The sequence below is a fragment of the Mycoplasmopsis ciconiae genome (assembly GCF_036350065.1).
Lineage (GTDB): Bacteria > Bacillota_I > Bacilli_A > Mycoplasmatales > Metamycoplasmataceae > Mycoplasmopsis > Mycoplasmopsis ciconiae.
Window position 1 is genome coordinate 1 of the sequence record NZ_JAZDWZ010000007.1, and the last position, 22,149, is coordinate 22,149.

The following is a 22,149-nucleotide window of genomic DNA, read 5'->3' on the forward strand; positions in this document are numbered from 1 at the left end:
AGCTTATTTGTAGGCTGTTTCGTTTTTTTATGCTTTTACAACTTGGAAACTCAGGAGAATTTATCGAGAAAAACGCTAAATTTGTTAAAAACCTTGATATTTAAATTAGCAAAATAAAAATGACGCATTAATTTGCGTCATTTTTGTTTGTTTGGTCTATAAGTGACCATCCTTAAGTGATTTCCATAAAATAGAGCTTTTTGTAACACTTGGGTTAAATCTGTCAGCTGGGTTTGAATTTACATAATAAACATATGCTAAAAGTTGATCTTTGCTGTAATTTGAATTACTTGTAAAGTTTGACCTACTTCCGTAAATATACTCTCATGTATATCTACCATTACCGGCATAACCATAAATTCTTTTATGATGTTGGCTACTTCTGTTTATTCTGTCTTTATCACTTTGAGATAATTTATTAAATTCTTCTTCATAGGCTTCTTGTTGAGATTGGTTGACAATTCCTTCGACTGTTGTGGTTCTTAATAAGTTTGTATTTCAAAATGATACAATACCTAAATTTTGATGTCTTAAGAATCATAAAATTATCGCGTTAATTCTATATAAAGCTTTAAATTCAGGTATATCTCTTTTGCTGTAGAAATCTTCTCCTCTAGCTGCTCTTTGTAAAAGTGCTTTATATAAAGGTCTAAAGATTGATTTAAGTGTTCTCATAGAATCACCTACAACAGAAAAAATATCGCCAAAATTAAACTCAACACCTAAAGGTTTTTCCTCATCGCCAGAAGCTTGAGATGTTGAAGAATTTGAGTTGTTAGAACTAGCGCTTCCAGGCATTAAAATCGGTTTTAAAATTGCATAAATACCTTTTTCACTATTAAAGTCACTAGCGTCAAATAATAAGTTAATAAATGCAGAATAATCTGAAGGATTAATATTAGCTGATATTTTGTCTATTAAGGGACTAAAGCTTAATATTTTGGAAATGCTTATTTTATCTTGTGCTGAATTAGTGATAATGCTTAGCGCACCTTTTTTAACAGCTTTAATTACATCATTGATGTATTGAGTTTGGTTTGTGTAATTAATGTTTTTGATATTATTGAAAATTTGATCAATAATTTTTGCATATTCATCAGAATTTGCTACTCCCTTTAATAATCCGTGTAAAAATCTTGAAACTAAAGGTTTTTTATCGTTTGTGATTCTAAATTCACCGGAGCTGTTTAATTTATTAACTAAAATTTCAGCTAAAGCATTTGCAAAGGTTAAATCATTTGTGTTAAATACATCCCTTATAAATTGTTTAACATTGTCTTTAAAGACGTTTGAGTGATCTTCTTTAATTATTTTTGAAAGCGCTGCAGCTCATGAGTCTAATTGAGCATACTCAAGGTTTTTGTCAACTATATCTGAAATTATTTTTTGGACAATTTTAGACACTCCCTGAGTACCAATAGCATTAGCTAACGCTTTATTAACTAAGGAAGCATCAAAAGTGTTATCACTTGAAATTAACGAAGCTATACTTAAAGACTCAAGTGTTTGAGCTAATTTATCAGGTGAAGCCACAAATGAGTTTAATAATTGTCTAAAAATTGATTTTAAGGCTTCTTTGTTTTGAGCCACCGCTTGATCTGAAATCAATTTAGTAAATGTTGAGTATTCGGTGATTTTAATGTTGGTTGCTATATTTTGTATAAAGCTATTAATAAAATCAAAAATTGAGGAATAATCTTGTATTTTAGAAACAAATGAATCTAAAAGATTATCAACAATACCTAATCTTTCAACTAAACCATTAATATTGTTAGAAAGATCATTAATCAATTTTTCAATGTTATCAATTTTAACATTAACACCAGAATATTTTAAATATGAGTTAATAGCGTTTTTAAGCAATAATGCGACGTTTTTATCATTTAAAGTAGAAGTGATGATTGCTCTCATTTTTGTTTTGAAAAATTGAGCGTTTTGTGTGTTTTTAAAGATATTTTGTAAAAGTTGTATTAATGAGTTTTGTGAATTGATTAAATCTTTATTTTCTCTTAAATATCTAATAAATCAAACTACTAATTCTTTTAGATTTGGATGATCCACTAAAGTTTTAATTATTCCTTTAAGTTGTTGTGGCTCAATCAATTGTGTAATTTGGTTTTTTACTTGTTGTGGGATTTGATTATAAACTAGATCACTTAGAATATTGTTGTCTTTTAAATAATCAAAGATATTTGTGATTAACTGAACAAAATCTTCACTCTCTTGAATTTGTGAAAAAATAGGGTTGGTTGTTGCTGTTTTTAAAATTGATAAGATTTTTGTTTCAACATTTTCTTTTAGCTGCTCTCCAAAAGCTTTGGAAATATTTTTAACAAATAAATCAATTTCAATATTTTCTTCTGAAGCTAAAATACTATCAACAAAAGCATCAATAATAATTTGATAAATATTAAATTCTGAATTAATTGAAGGAATAACTTTTATTAAGTTAGCGATTAATTTTTGTGGTTGTTTGATATCTTTTAAAAGCGAACTAAGATTTGATTTATTTAACTGTGTATAAGCTATTTTAGAGACTATATCAACAAGATTTTCATCACTTATAAGTGAAGTAAATATACTTTTAACGTTGTTTTTAACAATTGTTTGGTAATCTTGTTGATTTAATAAAACTTTTGCTAAATCTAAATAAGAATTAGCTTGTTTTACTTGTTCAAAATTATCAAAAATTTGTTTGAATGATTCTACTAAAATGTTTTTAGTTTGTGTGTAATTCAATAAATTATTAACAACGTTTGATAATTTAGTAGCATCTATGTCAGTATCCAATAACTGAGTAATATTAATTGCTTTAGCAATTTTTGAATTAATGTCGGTATTTAATACTTGAGTAACAAGATTAATAATTAAATCTTTTCACAATTGTGAGTTACTAAAAACATTAGAGTTGATAATTTTTTTAATGTTGCTATAGTCAGCAAAATTAATGTTTAAAACTTGAATAATTTTTTGTGGTAATTTATCTGCTAAATTCTGTAAATTACCTTCTTTTAAAGTTTCAAAAATTGAATCATAAAGTTGGTTTTTAACATTTAAATCTTCAAGTAAGCTAAAAATGTTGTTTTTTAAACTTTCAATGTTTAGAATATAAGTGTTAAAGTCAATGTTTATGTTATTGTCTTTAGCTACTTTATTAAGTGCTTTGAGCATTATTAATGTTGTTGATTTTTCTTTAGTAGCTTTTTCTAATACTTTAATTAAATCACTCTTAATTGTATCGACAAAATTAGGGATAGTTAAAATTTGTGAAATTAAGCTATTAAAGTCACTTAAATGAGCAATTCATTCTCTATTGTCAATTAATAAATTGATTGTATTATCAATAATATTTGAAATTTCTGGATAAGATAGAATGTTTGTTATTAATTCTTTAAATGCGTCAAAATTAATATAATCATCGACGTTTTTATCCACTAAAGATAACTTAATTTTTTCAAATGCTAAATTGATAGTGTTTTGATCTTTAATAAAGTGCTTAATCAATTGTTTAGCAATGGATTTAAGCGAATTAATGTTATTTTGAACATAATTTTTATTTAATAAAGTATCCACTACTTGTTTTGGTTTATTTGTTATTTTTTCAGCAAATAAATTGGTAATTTTTTGAGTAATTCCTTCGAATGCTTGAGCCTTATTTGTTGCTGTTTTAGCATTTTCAAACGCTTGAGTTAAAGTGTTTATAATCGGGTCAATTAAATCCAATGAATTAACTAAATCTTCAATGTTGTGTGTGATGTTTCTTACAAATTCACTAATGTTATCAATTTGCACATCAACTGAGTAAGTTTTTAAAAGATTGATCAAAATATTATAAATACTATCTTGAACGCTTGAATTAGTTAATAGTGTTTTTAAAAGTCCTTTAATATCATTTTTTAAAGCACTTACATCTATAGAAATAATAAATTTATTTAATAAATCATTTAAATCTGTTGCATTTTTGTATTGATCGACGTTTTTAATTGTGTTTGTGATTAATTTGTCAAATATATTCGCAAAATTTTGGTCATTTACAACGATTTTTAAGATTGTTTTTATATCGGATTTTGATGTGTTTATATTTTGGTTTTGTGGCAGTAAATCAGCAATATATTTAGCCAACATTTCTAAAACACTATCATCATCTTTAAGCATATTAAAAATGTTTTTGGCAATTATTTCTAAATCTTGTTTATACTCGGTGAATATTTTTGTCTTTAGTAGTGACTGAATTAAATTAAATACTTTAGTTTGAGAATTTTCATCTTTAAACTGTTCTAAAATACTTGTAAAAATTGAGTTAAATAAATTAGATATATTTATGTTTAAGCCGTTTTTGGCAACAGCCGAAATTAATCCTGAACTTAATAATTCGCTAATATTTAAATTAGTGTCAATAACATCATAAAGGTTGATTACTTCCTTAATTAATTCATTTTTATGTGTAACTTTTGCAAAAATTTTGTTGAAAGTTTCTGAATTTAATTGTGATTCAATTAATTTTGAAACAATTTCTTTGAAGTTAGATTTTTGTAATAATTCTTTAATTAATTGTGTTAATTTATTAGGAATTGAATTTTGCTGTGAATCTAATTTAAGAAATTCTTTAATAAAATCATTTCATGAGTTAATTTGTGAATAATCTAATCTAGAATCAATTAATTTTGATGTTAATAAAGTAACAAATTCTTTAAAAGTATTTGATTTTAATAGCTCTTTTAAAGCGTTGGTTATTTGGGTTTTGTTGATATTTAGTTGTGTTAATGAATCTAAAAATGATAACGAATCCACAAAATCTAACGAAGAATTTGTGATGTATTTATCAAATAAAGTATTAACTAACTGTTTTAATTCGTTTGCGTTATTAGCGAAAATATCACTTGATAAAATGGTTTTAAAAATCGTAAAATCGTTAAAGTCAATTACCTTGACTAAATCAGCTAATAAATTAGAACTTAAATCACTTAAAGAATTAGATTTATTAAGTGATTGGTTGAATGAACTTAAAATTTTGGTTAATAAATCATTGTGTTTTAAAAGTGATGGCACTAATGAATAAATATCTTTAGCTAATTTATTAGAAACAACTATGTTTGCGTGTTTTTGGACATTATTCACAAACAATAAAGTAAATGTTTTTTCAAGATTTACATCTTCAAAAGTATTATTAATTAACTGGGCAAAAGAATTAGGAGAATTCAATATTCTTGAATTTTTAAGAATATTGAATATAGTTTGCTCAAGTGTTGGATACACTAGATATTCACCATTACTAATTGCATTATCCAGCGCACTCATAATTAATTGATTAAAGTCATTATTATTAATTAAATATTTAAATAAATTATTAATCTCTTGCGGATCATAAGTGCTGTTAGCATTTTTATTAATTAATGACTCAATCTTATTTAAGATTAAACTACTTTGAGTAATTTTTGTATAAAGCGCTTTAAACACACTTAAAAAAGCGTTTTTATTTTGTGTGAATGCTTCATTTTTGAATAATAAATGAGCAAAATTAATTGGATCAGAAATGATTTGGTTAGTTTGTGAAGATAAATTATTAACAATAAAATCAGCTATATTAGTTGCGTTGTTATCAACTTTAAAGTTGTTTAAAGTTTGTTTTAAGACAGAAAATAAATTATTTTTAAAATTTTGTGTATTAACTAAAGTATTTAAGTTTTTACTTAAATCTAAAGCAAATTTATCAATTTGTGAATCTATGTTTATTGATAAGAATTTGCTAAAGCTATTTTTAATTAGCTTGTGTGTTATGTTAATAAATTGTTCTTGAGTTAATAATGAATTTAGTAACTGATCTACTTTTTCAAAAACTATATCATAGTTAATAACTTTTAAGACATTATTAATAAGGTCATTTAGCGAATTAATTTCATTAGCTTTTTGAACTAAATTATTTGTATTTTCTAAAGCTATATTAACAATATCTTTTATGTATTGCTCATTAATTAAGTGATTTAAAATTTGTTGAATATCGCTAAGATCAATTAAATCTAAATCGTTATTTTTTAGTTGTGAATAAGCTAAAGATGAAATTTTTTCAACTATATTTGAATTATTTTTTAAATAATTAAAAATGTTATTAATTATTGTTTTAACATCATCTAAACTAGTTTTTAATAAATCGCTTTCAAAAATCACTTTCACAATTGCTGTGATTTTCATTTCGTCTAAATTACTAAAGATATTTGTTAATGCACTTGTAAAGGTTTGTGAAATATCTAAATTAATACCGTCTCTTTTTAGTGATTGTTTTAACGAGTTAATGATATTGGCGTTTATTTGTAGTTTTGAATCCAATTTTGAATAAAGTTTAAGAATTTGCTTTAAAACTAATTCTTTGTTTTTAACATTTGTGAAAATTCATGAATATTGAGAATTTTCTATTTGTTTTTGTACAAATGTTGCGGTTAAATTAATGAATTTTTCATTGCTTAAAAAGTCATTAATCAAGCTAATGACATCTGTTGAAATTGAATCAATAAATTGATCTTCTTTAAGAATCAAGTTGATTAATTCGTTTAAGTTATTAGCTTTTTTGAGTTTGTTAACATTATCTAAAATAAACTCAACGCTATTAGTTAAAATTGAAGAAATTGTGCTGTTAGCTAAATTGTTTTTAATAAAAGCCTTGATTTGACTTTGAGTTTGTTCGTCTATATTAAAGGAAGATAAGTCAATTTTTTCAACTAAATCACTAGCTATTTTTGATGTTTTTAATTGCTCAAAAATATTTCTTATTACTTGTTTTATAGTTTGGGTATTTTTAGAAAGTAAATCACTATTTAAAAGTAATTTGATAACACCAAAATCTTTAAGACTTAATCACTGCAATAAAGCCTCAAAAGCTTTATTACTAAAATCTTGAATACTTGTAGCGTTTTTAAAAGCTAAAATCAAATTAGCCTTAAAAGTATCAAACACTTGCGAATCTAAAAGTGATTTTAAAAATACTAAAGTGTCGCTTGAAAGTTGTTCAATGTCACTTTTATTTAAATTGATTTGATATTTATTAGCGACTTTAACAAGTGTTTTAGTGAATGTTTTAGATAAATTACTAATTTGGCTTGAAACAATATCAATAACAAAATTACCTAATTCAGCGGCGTTTTGGTTATTAAAGTCACTGGCGAAAATATAATCATCCACTATTTGTTTTGGATTATTTAAAAGTGTAATTCAATTTGTATTATTAACTAAGTAAGGAATTAATTTTCTAAAAATGTTTAGAGTGTTGTTGTTAGATAAAATATTTTTTAAAATTGTTTTGACTTCGTCTAAATCTACATATTCTAAAATTTCTGCATTAACTGAATTTGCTAAAGAGTCTATAGCGGAGCTAAAATCAATACTTTTATAAACGTTTTCTGCGTAATAATCAGCTATTGTAATAATCGCTGATTTATTATTGGTAAATGTGCTTAGCGCTGTGATTTTTTTGATTAATTCTAAAGGATTATCCAAAAGATTGTCTTTAATTGTTTGGATTAAATCTGGCATGAAATTAGAAATAGACAAATCAGCATGCTGTTGTTGTAATTTTTTAATAAGTTCAAAAAATCTTGGAATAATAACATCCTCAACCTTAAGTAGGTCACTAATTTTTTGGGATTCATCAATTAAATCACTTATTAAATTACTTTTAGCATCAGCGTCTAAATTTGGTACATCAAACAATGAATTCAATAAATCTTTAGCAACGACTTTAAAATCGTTATTTTCAATAATTTTTCTATAAAGTGCACTTGTGTTTTGTTTGACCTCATTAACATCAACATTAGCAAAAAGTTTATTGATAATATCGCTGTAAGAATTTACATCCTTAAGTGTTTCTAAATTATCAAATAAATTAAAAAGTGCATGAGAAATAATTGATTTAAATTCAGTTGAATTTAAGATAAATTTAGCTAAATTATTCAATTGTGTTGTGTGTGTTATTTTTTGTTGAATAAGAGGAATTTGCTCAATTAAAGGTACTAATTTATCAACTAAAAGTTCATATTTGTTTGAGTTAGTTATTATGTTTGAAAAAATCGTTTTTAAATCTGAATTTAAGTTTCTAAATGAAGGCAATTGCACACCTTTTTTAATTAAATTAACAACTTTATTTTCTTGATCTTCAGCAAAATATTTAGCAATATTAGCCACAAGCGGGTTAAAAAAGTCATATTCTTTGTAGCTGATTCCATAAGTTGCAAAATTTTTGATAACAGCAACAGATAAAGACTCATTTAAATGTAAGTCGCTTTTAAGAGAATTTAACAATCTAAAAATGTTTTTAATAGTTTGCTTTTTATATTCTACACCTTCAAAAATTCAATCAAACTCGCCACTTTTATCAATAGCATCAAAAATATATGTAGCTACTAAATCTTGAATTTGTTCATTATCAAGTAATAATTCAACAAAATTACCTAAAATAGCTTGAAACTTAAATGAAAATAATGAAGGTTTGCTAAAAAGAATTTTTACGTAGGAATTAAAGTTAAACGCTTGCGCCAATTCACTAGAACTGTCAGAAATGTGTTCAACAAATAAGGTTAATAACTCTTCTAATTCACCTTTGTCAATTAATTTTAAAATACTTTCTTTTAAGTTATTAAGTGAATTAGTATCTTTAATAAATTGATCTAAATTAAGTGAATCAAAAACCTTTGCGTAAATTTCTTTATTGACAAATTTACGTGCTAAGTTAGAAACAAAAGTTTTTGTTTTTTGTTTGTTTTTACCAAAAAGATCAGATACAGTTAAGTCTTTAACAATGCCAAAAGCATCAATTTTAAAGTTACTTAAAAAGTTTTGTTTTAAATAATCAACAAATTCATCAAAGCTATTTGTTTGTTTAATTGCTCTTTCTACAAATAAACTTAAAGTGTAAATATTAGAATCGTTTAACACTCTTGAAATTAAAATATCGTAAACTGTATCAATATATTGATCAAAATTATCAATATTTTGATCAAGTTTTTCGTCTTTTAAGATGCTTGAAACAATTTTAAGTAGCTCTTTTCTAACTTCTTTATTTTCGATTAAAACATCAGCGACATTATTTAAAAAACTAGGTAAATTTAAAAGTACATATTTATCTTTTAAAAGTGTGTAAATTAAATTTGTTGGTGTATTTATGTAAGCAATTCAATCTTGCTGACTAATAATTCTTTGTACAAGAACTTTTATAAAATCTATACTTTGCTCTTTTTTAATTAATGATGAATATAAATTAACAATAATTTCTTGGAATTGTTCGTTTAATGGTGAAATTAATGGTTTAACAATTAAATCTAAAAGAGGTTTTAGATTATTTGACTCAGCTAAATAATCAACGCTTGCGCTAGCAATTTGCGAAATACTTTCTTTATTATCTTTTAATAATTTAGACTCAAAAATCGAACTTAAGATACCTTTTAATGATGCATCTTGATTAAATAAAATATTTAAAATTTCTTGCGGTAATTGTGCAAAATTATTTAACAATTGTTGAACGCTTGCTGCGTTTTGAATTTTTTGTTGCAAAATATCTAATATCTTATTAGCAATATTTTTGCTTGTTAAAAACTCATTAGCAAAATTAGAAAACTCATTTATAAATTTTGAGTGGTGAGCTAGTTGAGGATTAAGCTTAATGTGATTTAAGTATGAAATTAAAATTCTTTTAATAATGTCATTATCTTTAATATACTCAAAAGTTTGTTCAAGTAGTTTTTTAACACTTTCAATATTTTGTGATGAACTTAAAACTTGCGTTAATTTTAAGATAACCGTGTCTGAGTTTTTATCTTCGATTATTTTTGAAGAATTATCTATTAGTGAATCAAAAGAATTTAAAACTAAGTTTTTGAAGTTTTGATTTTGATAAACAAAATCTAAAAGTGGTTCAAACTCTTGCCCTATAAATAAGTTACTTAAATTTTTAATATTATTAGGAAGAACATTTATGGTTAATTTTGTAAGTAATTTTTTAGGTGAATTTAGTAAATTAGAAACAATATCCTTTAAAAGTTGTTTGTTTTTTTGAAGAATTTGTGATTTGTTTAAATCTTGGATAACTTCAACAACAAAATTAAGTGAGCTTAAGCTAGTTTTAATTTTATCTAGAGCGTAGTTTAAACTAAAGACTAAAGACTCATTTAAAGTTGAAGTTTGAGCAAAAGATTTTGAAATACCTTCAATAAAATACTCAACAAACTTATTAGCTAATTGAACAATACTTTGATTATCTTTGAGGGTAGAAAGTACATCAGTAATTAATTGTTTAACTTTTATAGATTGCTCGTTTGTGATCAATTCATTTTCTAATAATAAATTACTTAAAAAATGTGAAATTGAAGAAACGATTTTTGGGTTATTAAATGTTTTATCAATTATTTTAGTTGAAATATCTTTAACACTTTTTAAAGTGTTTTGATTTTGTAATAAAACAATAGCGAATTCTTCAAAATTATTAACATTATCTAATTTATCGCTAGTTTCTAAAAAATCATAAACTACACTTTTTAAAATTTGAGCAATGTCACTAGCAGAAATTAAATCATCAATAAATTCTTTTAAATCTTGTGTATTAAGCGAAATAGCCTGCAATTTATCTTGGACTAAATTAGGAACAAAGTCTAAAACTAAATTTTTAATTTTTTGCGCTTGCTCTTCAGAGACAATTTTGGTGGTTATTTCTTTAAGTTTGTCTTTATTTTTTTGTATGAAATCACTTTGGGCAAATGATTTAACAAATTCAAAAATCATTTGTTGGTTTGAAACAGAATTTAAAAGAATATCTTTTAATTCATTTAAACCAAAATCAGGATTTTCTTGATATTTTTGATCAAGTTGATGTTGAATGTTATTAATGATTTTAATTAATATTTTAGTGTTGGCCAATCACTCAACAAACTCTTTTGAGTGTTTAAAATCGTTTTCGCTTAGAAATTCACTTAAAATTCCATTAGGATCGATCTTTTTGAATGTTTGGCTTTTTAATAAAGTTAATAAAACATTAACACTTATATCATCAAAATTAAGCGCAAATGTAGTTATTCTTTTTCCGAAGTTATCAACATTTCTAGTTAAATCAAGATTGCTCTCGTATCTTGATTTATTGTTAATGAACGCAAATGAACTTAATGCTGCGTGATTTTCTAAAGCTTGTTTATATTGATTAAAATCGTTATTAATTTCAATTTGGTAATTACTTGTGTTTATGTCGCTTTTGATGTAATTTTCATCAAAATCAAAATCACCTAAATCTTTATATTTTTCAACATTTGAAAAATCATTTGTAAGTTTTAAATACAAATCAAGCGCCATTTTTTTGTAACCTTTTGTATTTGGGTGAATATCGATTCAAATGGAGCTTAAATCGTGGTTATTTTTACTTCAAAAGTCTGAATTATATAAATTAACATAATTGGCTTTATTTCTTATTGCGTTAGCCTTAACTTGCTCATTTAAAATTGAAATAACATAATCACTAATTTTAAAATTTAAGTTTCCTGCTAAATTTTCAAAAGCTTTATCAATAAAGCTTTTTAATTTTAATTCTGGTACAGGATAAGAAACAAAATTAATATTAGCATTTGGTGCTAATTCACGAATAATAGAAGCTAAAGTAGCGATTTTTTTAGATGTATCTAAAATTGCTTTATCAAGAAGATTTTTGACACTATTAACTAAATTACCATATTGCGCATCTTTTTTAAATAAAGATAAAATCGATTCGACAAAATCGCTTTTACGGGTAGTTTCAAGAAAGTCTTGAATTAAATCATTAGCACCAATGGAGATAGTGATTAAATTCGCTTCAGCTAATTTACTTTTAATCTCACGAGATTTTAGAGCATAATTATTTCCAAACTTCTTAACAAGTCTTTCGCTTGAAATATTATATTGGTGTTGTACATCATGTTTTAAAAGACCAATTCAATCATGTGCTGTTGAACCGCTAACTGCATAGTTGTTAAAATCATCTAAACGATTTTGATCATTCAAAATTCTGGCAAAAAAGGAAGCGTAACTTAATCCGCTTACGCTTGAGTCAGCTTCTTTTTTACCTGGATAATCTTGTGTTAGTGTTCCATCAAAACCAGCAGTGATTGAATCACCTAAAGCTAAATATTTAACATTTTGGTCTTTGGTAATAAAATTTGAACTTTTTTTACGTTTATCTGGGAGTGTATTTTTACTATCAATTGCTGATAAATCAATATCTTTATACTCATCATCAAGCGAAACTAATGTAGGTTGAATAAATTCTTTAGTTTCTGATTGATCATTATCAGGGATTTGATATGGAGACTTTTCTATCTCATTTTTCTTTCCGATTCCTTCGCACGAAATTGCTATTAAAGCTAAAGCGGCTGTAGAAACGCTTAAACCTGAGCTTAAAAGTACTTTATTTTTATTTTTGAATTTCATAAGTACCCTCCTTTATTATTACAATGTAATAATAACATATTTAAAATCAGGTATTAAATTCTAAAAATGACTAAAATCGCTATTTTATAGCTATAAAAATTAAAAAAACCAAAAAAGTACATTTTTTGGTTTTAAAATTTTATTATTTTTATAAATTTCTATATGGTTCTTTTAGTGTGCAAATATGAACGTTTTTAATGTTAAACTTTTGTTTAAGTTGTTGATAAAAATCATAAACAAAAGCTTCTTCATCAAGGTGAGGAACTTCTAAAATAGGAGCCTTAATCTGATCATAAACTATTCAATCACTTCATTTAATATCACTTGAAATTATTAAATCATATCCTTTTTTAGCAAACTCTATAATTTCACCTATATATCCGCTTCCGCTTAAAATTGCAATTCTCTGAATTGGTGAATCCATCTTGCTTACAGGTATATTAGTTCTAAATTGTGTTAAATTCATATTTGTTTTAAACGAATTAATAACAGTGCTTAAATTTGTATTTGTAAATAATGTTACAGGATATCCATGATCTTTAAAACAAACATAATTTTGTAATTTTAGCATTTTGGCTATTTGATAACTTGTTCCGTAAGCGTCATTATCATAGTTAGTATGGAAGCTAATAGCAGTTATTTTGTTTTGTTTTAATTTTTCTAAAATTTCTTTTTTGTATGGAGCTTTGTAAAATTCGTTTTCAAGAGTTTTTTCAAAAAGAAATGGATGGTGAGTGATAATTAAATTACAATCATTATCAATGGCTTTTTGTAAAACTTCGTTAGTTAAATCAATGGCTAAAACAACCCCTTTGAGAGTTGAGTTAATTCTGTTTTTGTAACTAAAACCACTAGGATCTCACACTTCTGCATTTTCAAGTGGGTATTTAGATAAAAAATAATCTGTAATATCTTTTATTTTTAATTTCATTAGTTTTTGATAAAGTCCTTAAGTTGCTTACCGTTTCTTGAACAATTTTTAAGTTTACGTAAAATTTTGTTTTCAATTTGACGCACTCTTTCTTTAGAAACGCCACCTCTTTCTTTTGCTAATTCTTCAAATGAGTGAACTCTATATCTGTTTCCAAATTCATCAACACCTACACCAAAACGCTTACAAATAAGTTCTCTTTCGTCTGGTTCTAAGTATGTATTAATTAAATCATTTAATATATCTGACAGCTGTTCTTGGCTGGCAAAATCAATAGGGTTAGGAACACTATCATCCTTAACAAAATCACTGAAACTTGAATCATTTTCTTTACCAATTTGCTTGTCTAAAGAAATTGGGTCGATGTTAATTTTTCTAATGTAACGAACTTTTTCAGCTGTATAACCACCACCAAAACGCTCAGCTATTTGTTCATCTGTTGGTTCATAACCTAATTCTTGTTGCAATTCTCTTTCGTGACGAGTAATTTTGTTAATTGTTTCAACCATATGAACCGGAACACGAATGGTTCTAGCTTGATCGGCAACAGCACGTGTTATAGCTTGTCTAATTCATCATGTTGCATATGTTGAAAATTTAAAACCTTTTTCAACGTTATATTTTTGAACAGCCTTAAGAATTCCAGCATTCCCTTCACTAATTAAATCAATAAAACTTAGTCCTCTGTTTTTATATTTTTTGGCATTGTTTATAACAAGTCTTAAATTACGTTTAATTAATTTATCTCTTGCTCTTTTACCTCTAAAACCACCCTTGTTCATTTGTTTAGCCAACTCATGCTCTTCTTCTGGTTTAAGAAGTTCTCCGTATTTACCAATTCAACGCATGTATCATTTAACAATATCGTTTGTTTCAGTTAGTTTATTGTTTAAATTTTTAAGTTGTTGACGATCATTATCTTCTAAATCAATGTCAAAATCTAAGTTATTAAGGTCAATGTCACCTAAATCAATGTCGCTATCTTCATCCTCATGATCAAATGAAGAATCTTCATCATCATCTTCTTCAACTTCATCCTCTTCAACAGCTTCAGAAGTTTTTTGGGCTTCTTCATCATCTAAATCTTCTAAATCTTCAAGATTATCAAAATCTTCGTCGCCCTCATCATCAAAATCCATGTCCATATCATCTTCATCATCAAGAGAAATATTTTCTATGTCTTCTTCTGAGTCTATATCATCATCTAAATCTTCAAAATCATCAAATTTAGATTTTTTATTTTGGGTTTCTTTTAAAATCTTTTGTTTTTCTTTTTCAGAGACACCTTCAAAATCATCTAACGAAACATCATCTTGATCACCTTCATCTGTTGAATCAGCTAAAATTCCTTTTTTGTAAAGAATATCTAAAATCTCTTCAGTTGTATTTTCGTCTTCTAAATACATATCTTTAGAATCTAAATAATCAAAAACATCACTTTGACTTAATTGCTTTTTATTTTTTAGTTTAAGATATTTTTCAATAGCTTTTATTATTTCATCGTGGTTATTTTGCATTATGTCTCCTTAATTATTTTTTTCTAGTTAATTGAGAAATTCAAACAAGAAATTCAACATCATCTTCGATGCTGTTTTCTTCATTCTCTTGAGCGGTATTCACTGAAGTCAGTTTAATATTAGATATTTTACTTTTTTTTATAAATTTTGTGAAATTATTAATCATACTTATGAAATTTTCCATTTTGGTGTTTTCTTCTTTAATTAAGGTTAATTCGGCAAAATTATAAAAGTCTTTTTCATCTATAAATTTATTTGGATATTTTTTATTAAATTCTTCATATAATTTTTCTTTTAAAAATTTGAGGTTTTGACTTAAATTATCTGATAAATGCTCTTGGCCATTTTCTTTTAAATTAATATAGGTATCGCACAAATCATTAGCTTGTTTATACAAGTCATTAAAAATATTGTCTTTTTCTAAAACATATTTAAAAATAACATTTCGATTGGCTTTTTGTTGAGCAAAATAAATGAAAAAATCTGGATTACTAAGAATGTTAATAATTATTTTATTAAGTGGTTCGTACAAAATTTTTGTCTTATCAATTTTGTCTTTTTTAGGTTGTTTTGAATCATATTTACTTGAAAAATAGTCATTTGTATTAACTAAATTACCGTAATTTTGAAAGTGAGTTTGCTCGATTGTTTTTTCAAAATTTTCAATCATCTGATCACTAGAAGGATACTGATATGAAGAGTAGTCGTTTTCTTGGTAAAAGTTATTAGTTGTGTTTATATTATTATCTTTTTGAATGTGTAGTGTTTTATTAAATAGATTTTTTGTTTTTTCAACATAAAAATCGATAATATTTTGCGGAGCATAAGAAAAAAATTCATTAATTTCTTTTTCGAAACTAACTCATTCTTGAATATTAATATCTGGATTATTTATAAAATTATTTGTTAATAAATCATAAATAAAGTCATAAGCACTAACTTGATTATTTTGAATCATTTTTGTTAGAGCATCTGCACCATAAGTGTTAAAAATTTCATCAGGGTCTTTGTTTAGGTTATTTTTAATAACATTAACTTCAATGTTATTTTTAAGTAAACTAATAATTGATTTTTTGGTTGCGTTTAATCCTGCTATATCGTTGTCTAAAAATAATAAAACTTTTAAATTTTTTAATAATTTAGCGTGTTCATTACTTAAGGATGTACCCATTAGAGCAACAGCATTTTTAAAATTAGTTTTATATAAAGCTATAACATCCATAAAACCTTCGCAAATTATTATTTCTTTTGCGATGTTAGCACTTTCTTGTGCGTTATTATAGTTGTATAAAATCTGTGACTTTTTAAAAACTTCACTTTCAGGTGAATTAATATATTTAGGTTTAGAATCATCTAAAACTCTTGCGCTAAAACCTACAACATTACCTTTATTATCCTGAATTGCAAAAGTTACTCGATTGTAAAAAATACTTTTGTTATTTTGATTAATTAAACCTAAAAAATACAAATCTTTTTCAGATTCGCTATTAAAAGTTTTTATAAATTCGTCTAAACCTTGGTCTGGTACATAACCAATATTAAAGGTATTTCTTATTTCTATATCTAATTTTCTTTTTAAAAAATACTCTTGTGCATTTTGATTGGAAATAGCTTGAACTTTAAAATAATTATTTAAATCTTGTAACACAGATAAATACTGCGCAATTTTAGGGTTGCTATAAAATTGATTTGATTCATCACTAAAGCTAAAATCAATTCCTTGTAGATTGGCTAAAAATTTAACAGCTTCTAAAAAAGAATAACCATATTTGTTTTTAACAAAAGTCAAAGCGTTTCCGCCAGCTCCGCAAGAAAAACATTTGTAAATATTTTTTGTTGTGCTCACTGACATACTTGGATTGCTATCTGCATGAAAAGGGCACAAGGCAACATAATCTCTACCTTTAGAAATTAAATTTTCAGACGCAGAAATAACGCTGACAATATCAGCGTTATTGATAATTTGATTAATTTGTTCACTTCTGTTATGGTTCATATTAAAAATTATTTAATGTAATCTAATAAATCACTTATTTTAATTCTTGTTTGTTGCATTGTATCTCTGTTTCTTAGAGTAACACAATCATCTTCGTATGTGTCATAATCTACAGTAACACAATAATATGTTCCGATCGAATCTTGTCTACGGTATCTTTTACCTATTGATGCTGTTTCATCGTATGTTACGCTTACATTATTATCAATTAACATATCGACTATCTCATTTGCTTTTGGACTTAATTTTTTAACTAATGGTAAAACAGCTACCTTGTATGGACTAAGTTTTTTGTCAAGTTTTAATACGATTCTAGTGTCGTTTTCAAGCTCTTCTTCTTCGTAGCTATCAGCTAAAATCGCTAACATTAATCTATCTAACCCCATGCTAGGTTCAATTACATATGGAATATATTTTTGGTTTGTAGAAGGATCTAAATAATCTAATGACTCTCCTGTGGCTTGCATGTGACTTTTTAGATCAAAATCTCCACGATTAGCAACACCTAAAAGCTCTCCTCAACCAAAAGGAAAATCAAATTCAATGTCAGTAGTACCTTTAGAATAGTGAGCTAACTCTTCTTTTTCATGTTCTCTAATTCTGATGCTTTGCTCTTTTATCCCTAATTTTAAAGCGAATTGGTATGCTTTATTAATGTAGTATTTGTAAAAATGATCAGCTTCAGAAGGATCAGTAAACACTTCAAGTTCCATTTGTTCAAATTCTCTAGTTCTAAAAATAAAGTTACCTGGTGTTACTTCGTTTCTAAAACTTTTACCTACTTGACCAACACCCATAGGCATTTTGGCCCTTGTACTTCTTTGGACGTTTTTAAAATTAATAAAAATACCTTGTGCTGTTTCAGGCCTTAAATAAACTTTAGCTTTAGAATCTTCTACAACTCCTTGATGAGTTTCGAACATTAAATTAAATTTTTTAATTTCGCTTCATTCGCACTTAGAATTTTCGTAAGTTTTTAAATTTTCTTTTAAAAAATTGCTCATCTGTTCAAAAGTCATTTTTTCTGGAACTAAAGTTGGGTCAATTTCTTGAATTAATTTGTCAGCTCTATATCTTTTGCCATTAACTTTGTTTTCGATCAATGGATCACTAAAATTCGAAACGTGACCACTTGTTACTCAAACTTGCGGATTCATTAAAACTTTTGAATCTATTAAATAGTTATTTTTTTCTTTAAAAATAAACTCTTTTTTTCATAAATTCTCAATATTGTCTTTTAATAAACTTCCAAGAGGACCATAGTCTCATGTGTTTGATAATCCGTTATAAATTTCACTTCCTTGGAATACAAATCCAGAATTTTTTAAATGATTTACTAAATCTTGCATGCTCTTTTTATTCATATAAACAATTTTAAATTATTATTTTTTTTAAAAAAATAAAAATTAAAAAAAGCACAGCCCTTTTAAGGGCTTTTGTGCTTTTGATTATGTTAAAAATACTAAAATAAGAACTAATAAAATAACTAAGATTAGCGCTGCTGCACCTAATACTGATAAAACTAAACGTGATCATCTTTTATCTAAGTCTGCATCTACCACTTCATTAGCTTGTGATGTTACTAAAACTTCTTTAACTTCTGTTTCGCTTGGACATTCGTGCTCGGTAATTTCCCCACCTAAAACAATAACACGTTGATCTTGTATTGAGTGTAATACTGAAATAGCGTGTTCGTATTTATCAAACGGTGTAAAGGCTACATGTTTCATATTGTATAAAACAAATGATGTTGCTAAATTTAATGGTAAGTTTGTGTTTGTTGATAAGTCTTTTGAGTAAGCTGATGTTAATGGTGTATTTTCAGCATTTTCGTCTAAAACTAATTGATGAACTAAGTTAACTGAGTGGTGTTTTAGTTTTTCTAATAATAATTTAATTTGAGCGTAAAAAGGATCTTCTGGTTTTAATTCTTTTAATAATTTTTCGTAGTTATCTCTAACTAAGTTAATGTTGGCTTTGATTGAATTTAAATCTTTTGTGTTTGTTTTGGCAACTGTTACGTTTTCTTCTAATTCTTTAACTTTTTCTGAATATAATGCTAAAACTTCTACTTGGTCTCTAACTGATAAATCTTTAATGTAAGCGAATTTAACTAAATTAACTAAATTTTGAGCTTCGATTTTAGCTTTATTTTCTTCTTCTTCAGCTAATCTTTCTGCTTTTTGTAATTCTAAAACTCTCTGTAATAAAGCGCTTTTATCACTTGAAGAATCTTTAAGTTGTTCTTGTAATTCAATAATTTCTTTTGAGTAATCTCTCTTTGAAGTGCTTAATTGATCTAACAATAATGCAATTTGTCTTCTTAATTCTTCAATTTCAAGATCTTTTTTAGATTTACGTGGACTTGGAATATCTTCAACCGGGAAGTATTTTTCAGGATCTTTTAATAATTTAAAATCTTTCAAATTAGCTAAACGTAACTTTTGTGCTTCTAGATCTCTAGTTAAGCTTCTTGGATCAATGTAAAATTCTTCACATGTGCTTTCGTAACTTAAAGCACCATCAAAGTTATCAACAATAACCTCGTGTTCCATAACTCCGTTAAGGTTTTTTTCAGAAACTACTTGACCACCTCAAATTTTTTCTTGGTTTTGGAATCAATAAACGCATTCATAACCTAAAGATAAATATCAATCAGTTGCTTCTTGTCTTGTTTTAAATAAAGCTAATGCTGTGGCTACTTTAGGGTGTTTAAGTGCTCATGGATAGTCTTTACTTTTTTCTGGTTTGTATAAACATTGTAAACGCTTCATATTTCTCCTTAATATCGTAATTTTATTATATATTATTTTTATTAATATTTCCGGCATTTATTAGCCTATAAATAAGCAACATTAGTAAAATTTAATTTTTTTATTATCATAAAAATAATATAACTTATAAATAATAAAGATTAATAAGCGTAATTTTTTTACTAAAAAAACTGTTTTAAAAGCGAATAAATAAAATTTATGGTTGAAATTATTTTGTTTTTACTCACTTATATTTTAAAAAATAAATTTTTATTTTCAAAATATGATTTTGAAGTCAAAAATTTCTATTTTGACATTTTTTGGCTATTATTATTAAATAAAAAATAAATAAAATATAATTTATTTACTAATTTTATTTAATTAAAAGGAGAAAAATGGGTCAATATTTTATATGAATCCTTTTTGGAATTCTTTTATGTGTTGCCTTAGGGTTTTTAGTTTATAGTTTCATAAAAGAAAAAAGAAACAAAAAGAAACTTTTAAAAGAAAAACAAGAATACGCAGCTAAAGCTTTAGAAGTTTTTCAAAAATCAATCATTAATTTCAATGAAGTTATCAAAGTAAATAAAATATACTTAGATAATTTTGAAGTTAGCATAGGTGATTACAAAATGCCTTCAATTAATAACGCAGCTAGAAAAGTTATTGAAGGGTATATTATCGACGTTGATTTTCAAACATACATCATTAGAAATGATGATTACAAAAAATTTATGTCACACGTTGTTAATTTAAAAGATACTAAAAGTAATAACTGAATAAAAAAATGTACAAAAGATATAGAATATTTTAATAATCAACTTAAATTTTTAACTTTAGATAATGTTGAACAATTATCTTTAGAAGCTAGCAAGGAGATAGAAAATGAGTTCGTTAAAGAAACTGGGAAATTGGTTCGTTAAACTGAATTTACCTAACAAATTAACATTACTTAGATTAATTTTAGTTATTCCTTTTATTATTTTTGGTACCGCAGCATTCTTAACATTTAAATATGCTCTTCACACACCAGATTTAGAAACTATTCAAAAACAAGTTACAGAATCAGTAAATAATTTTTTAACCGGTAACTTCCAAGACCAAACTTTAAATTTTTATAAAGAATCTGTAAAATTAATGAATATTTCCAGAATCATGATTGGTATGGCTTTGTTAATTTTTGTTGTGGCAATGGTTACTGATTATTTTGATGGAAAAATCGCAAGAGAAAAGGCAATGGTTACTGAATTTGGTAAATTATGGGATCCTATTGCAGATAAATTTATAACAACAAGTGCACTTATTTTAATGGCTATGTTACAAGTTATACCTTTTTGATTAGTGTTAATATTTGTTTTAAGAGATTTAGTCGTGGCTGGTGCTAGAGTTGTTATGACAAAAAATAACATAAGCGTAGCAGCTGATAAATACGGAAAATACAAAACAGCACTAATGAGCGCAGCCATAGTAATAATAATGCTTGTTTATATAATTTATCCTTTAAATGCCCAAATTATATCTTTAGTGCCATCTACACAAGCATCTCCATTTACAACAGAAATTTCACCATTCATTTCGCAAGAGATAAAAATAAATTCTAATTACTACTGATTTACATATATAGTTAATTTACCTTTAATTGTAGCAGCAGCCTTCAATGTGTTTTCTGGTATTCGTTATGTACAAAAAATTATTCCTTACATTAAATAATTTAAATTAAGTATAATTAAAACTAATGAAGGAAATAATGACTACTTGATTTGCTTCGCAGATCATTTTAAGTGAAATAGCAGCCGCCTTTGTTATCACATTGGGTGGCTGTTTTTCTATTTTTGCCTCTATACATCCTGACAAAAAGTTCACTCTTAAATATTCAACAATTTATCCAGTTTTTGCTTTTTTAACACCTTTAACTTGCTTTTTAATAGCTCATGCATGAAATCACTACTCATCCTTGCCGATTATTTTCTCAAACCCTATAAACTTATTTTTGGCATTTTTTAGAGAAATGTATGACGATCCTCAAATAGCTTATTTTAAAGGTTTAATAAGTGTTTTACTTTTACATATAGTAGGTTTTGTTGTGGGCGGTTTAATTTATTACTTTATTTTTAAAAACAAAAAATACGATCACAGTCTAAAAGCGGTTAACAAAAATGCTTCACTTAAAAGATTTGCTTTTAAGGAATCAATTTTCTTATATGCCTTAGTTACAGCTATTTGCGTAAATCAATTCATTTTTAGAAACGATCATTTTTGAAAATATATCGCTACTTTTTTCGCAAATACTTTTATGTTATGGATCTTCTTGTTATTTTCTTCTAAGGATGGTAACTTCGCCAGTAATTTAAACTTATTTTTAGGAGTTAACTTTATATATCTTATTCGCGGAAAGCAATCACTTAAGGGTGTGGCTATGATTTTAATAAGCACAACTTTAACGATAACTTTTTGCGCAATATTAGCCTATATTATTAAAATTACATAGAAAAATCTTAGACGTCTAGTCTAAGATTTTTTATT

Annotated in this window: 9 protein-coding genes; 3 read left to right on the forward strand and 6 right to left on the reverse strand. The window is 25.9% G+C overall.

What is annotated here, in order from left to right; genetic code table 4:
- Window positions 1-156: 156 nt before the first annotated feature.
- From V2E24_RS02455 to V2E24_RS02480, 6 genes are all read right to left on the reverse strand, one after another.
- Entirely contained in the window at window positions 157-12,429 is a 12,273-nt protein-coding gene (locus tag V2E24_RS02455) for an SGNH/GDSL hydrolase family protein (protein WP_330500842.1), read from the reverse strand.
- 148 nt (window positions 12,430-12,577) lie between these two features.
- Window positions 12,578-13,360: a Nif3-like dinuclear metal center hexameric protein gene (locus V2E24_RS02460; protein WP_330500843.1), complete on the reverse strand. Its 783-nt coding sequence runs from the start codon at window positions 13,358-13,360 to the stop codon at window positions 12,578-12,580.
- A complete protein-coding gene (locus V2E24_RS02465; protein ID WP_330500844.1) occupies window positions 13,360-14,877 on the reverse strand; it encodes an RNA polymerase sigma factor in 1,518 nt (505 codons plus the stop codon). The genes V2E24_RS02460 and V2E24_RS02465 overlap by 1 nt, the downstream gene beginning before the upstream one ends.
- Before the next feature lie 13 nt (window positions 14,878-14,890).
- Window positions 14,891-16,873, reverse strand: a complete 1,983-nt coding sequence (gene dnaG, locus V2E24_RS02470) for a DNA primase (protein ID WP_330500845.1) — start codon at window positions 16,871-16,873, stop codon at window positions 14,891-14,893.
- A gap of 8 nt (window positions 16,874-16,881) precedes the next feature.
- On the reverse strand, window positions 16,882-18,237 hold the full coding sequence (locus tag V2E24_RS02475; protein WP_407940495.1) for a glycine--tRNA ligase: 1,356 nt from the start codon (window positions 18,235-18,237) through the stop codon (window positions 16,882-16,884).
- Window positions 18,238-18,321: 84 nt separating this feature from the next.
- A complete protein-coding gene (locus V2E24_RS02480; protein ID WP_330500846.1) occupies window positions 18,322-19,647 on the reverse strand; it encodes an MAG3090 family protein in 1,326 nt (441 codons plus the stop codon).
- A 374-nt stretch (window positions 19,648-20,021) separates the two neighbouring features.
- Between V2E24_RS02480 and V2E24_RS02485 the strand changes: the two genes are divergently transcribed.
- Genes V2E24_RS02485 through V2E24_RS02495 form a run of 3 tightly spaced genes read left to right on the forward strand, consistent with a single transcriptional unit; the run spans window position 20,022 to window position 22,114 of the window.
- Window positions 20,022-20,549: an MHJ_0274 family protein gene (locus V2E24_RS02485; RefSeq protein ID WP_330500847.1), complete on the forward strand. Its 528-nt coding sequence runs from the start codon at window positions 20,022-20,024 to the stop codon at window positions 20,547-20,549.
- Entirely contained in the window at window positions 20,512-21,336 is an 825-nt protein-coding gene (pgsA, locus tag V2E24_RS02490) for a CDP-diacylglycerol--glycerol-3-phosphate 3-phosphatidyltransferase (protein ID WP_330500848.1), read from the forward strand. Before V2E24_RS02485 ends, pgsA begins: the two co-directional genes overlap by 38 nt.
- A 25-nt stretch (window positions 21,337-21,361) precedes the next feature.
- Window positions 21,362-22,114 (forward strand): MAG4940 family membrane protein, encoded by a 753-nt coding sequence (locus V2E24_RS02495; RefSeq protein WP_330500849.1) that lies wholly within the window; start codon window positions 21,362-21,364, stop codon window positions 22,112-22,114.
- Window positions 22,115-22,149: the final 35 nt, after the last annotated feature.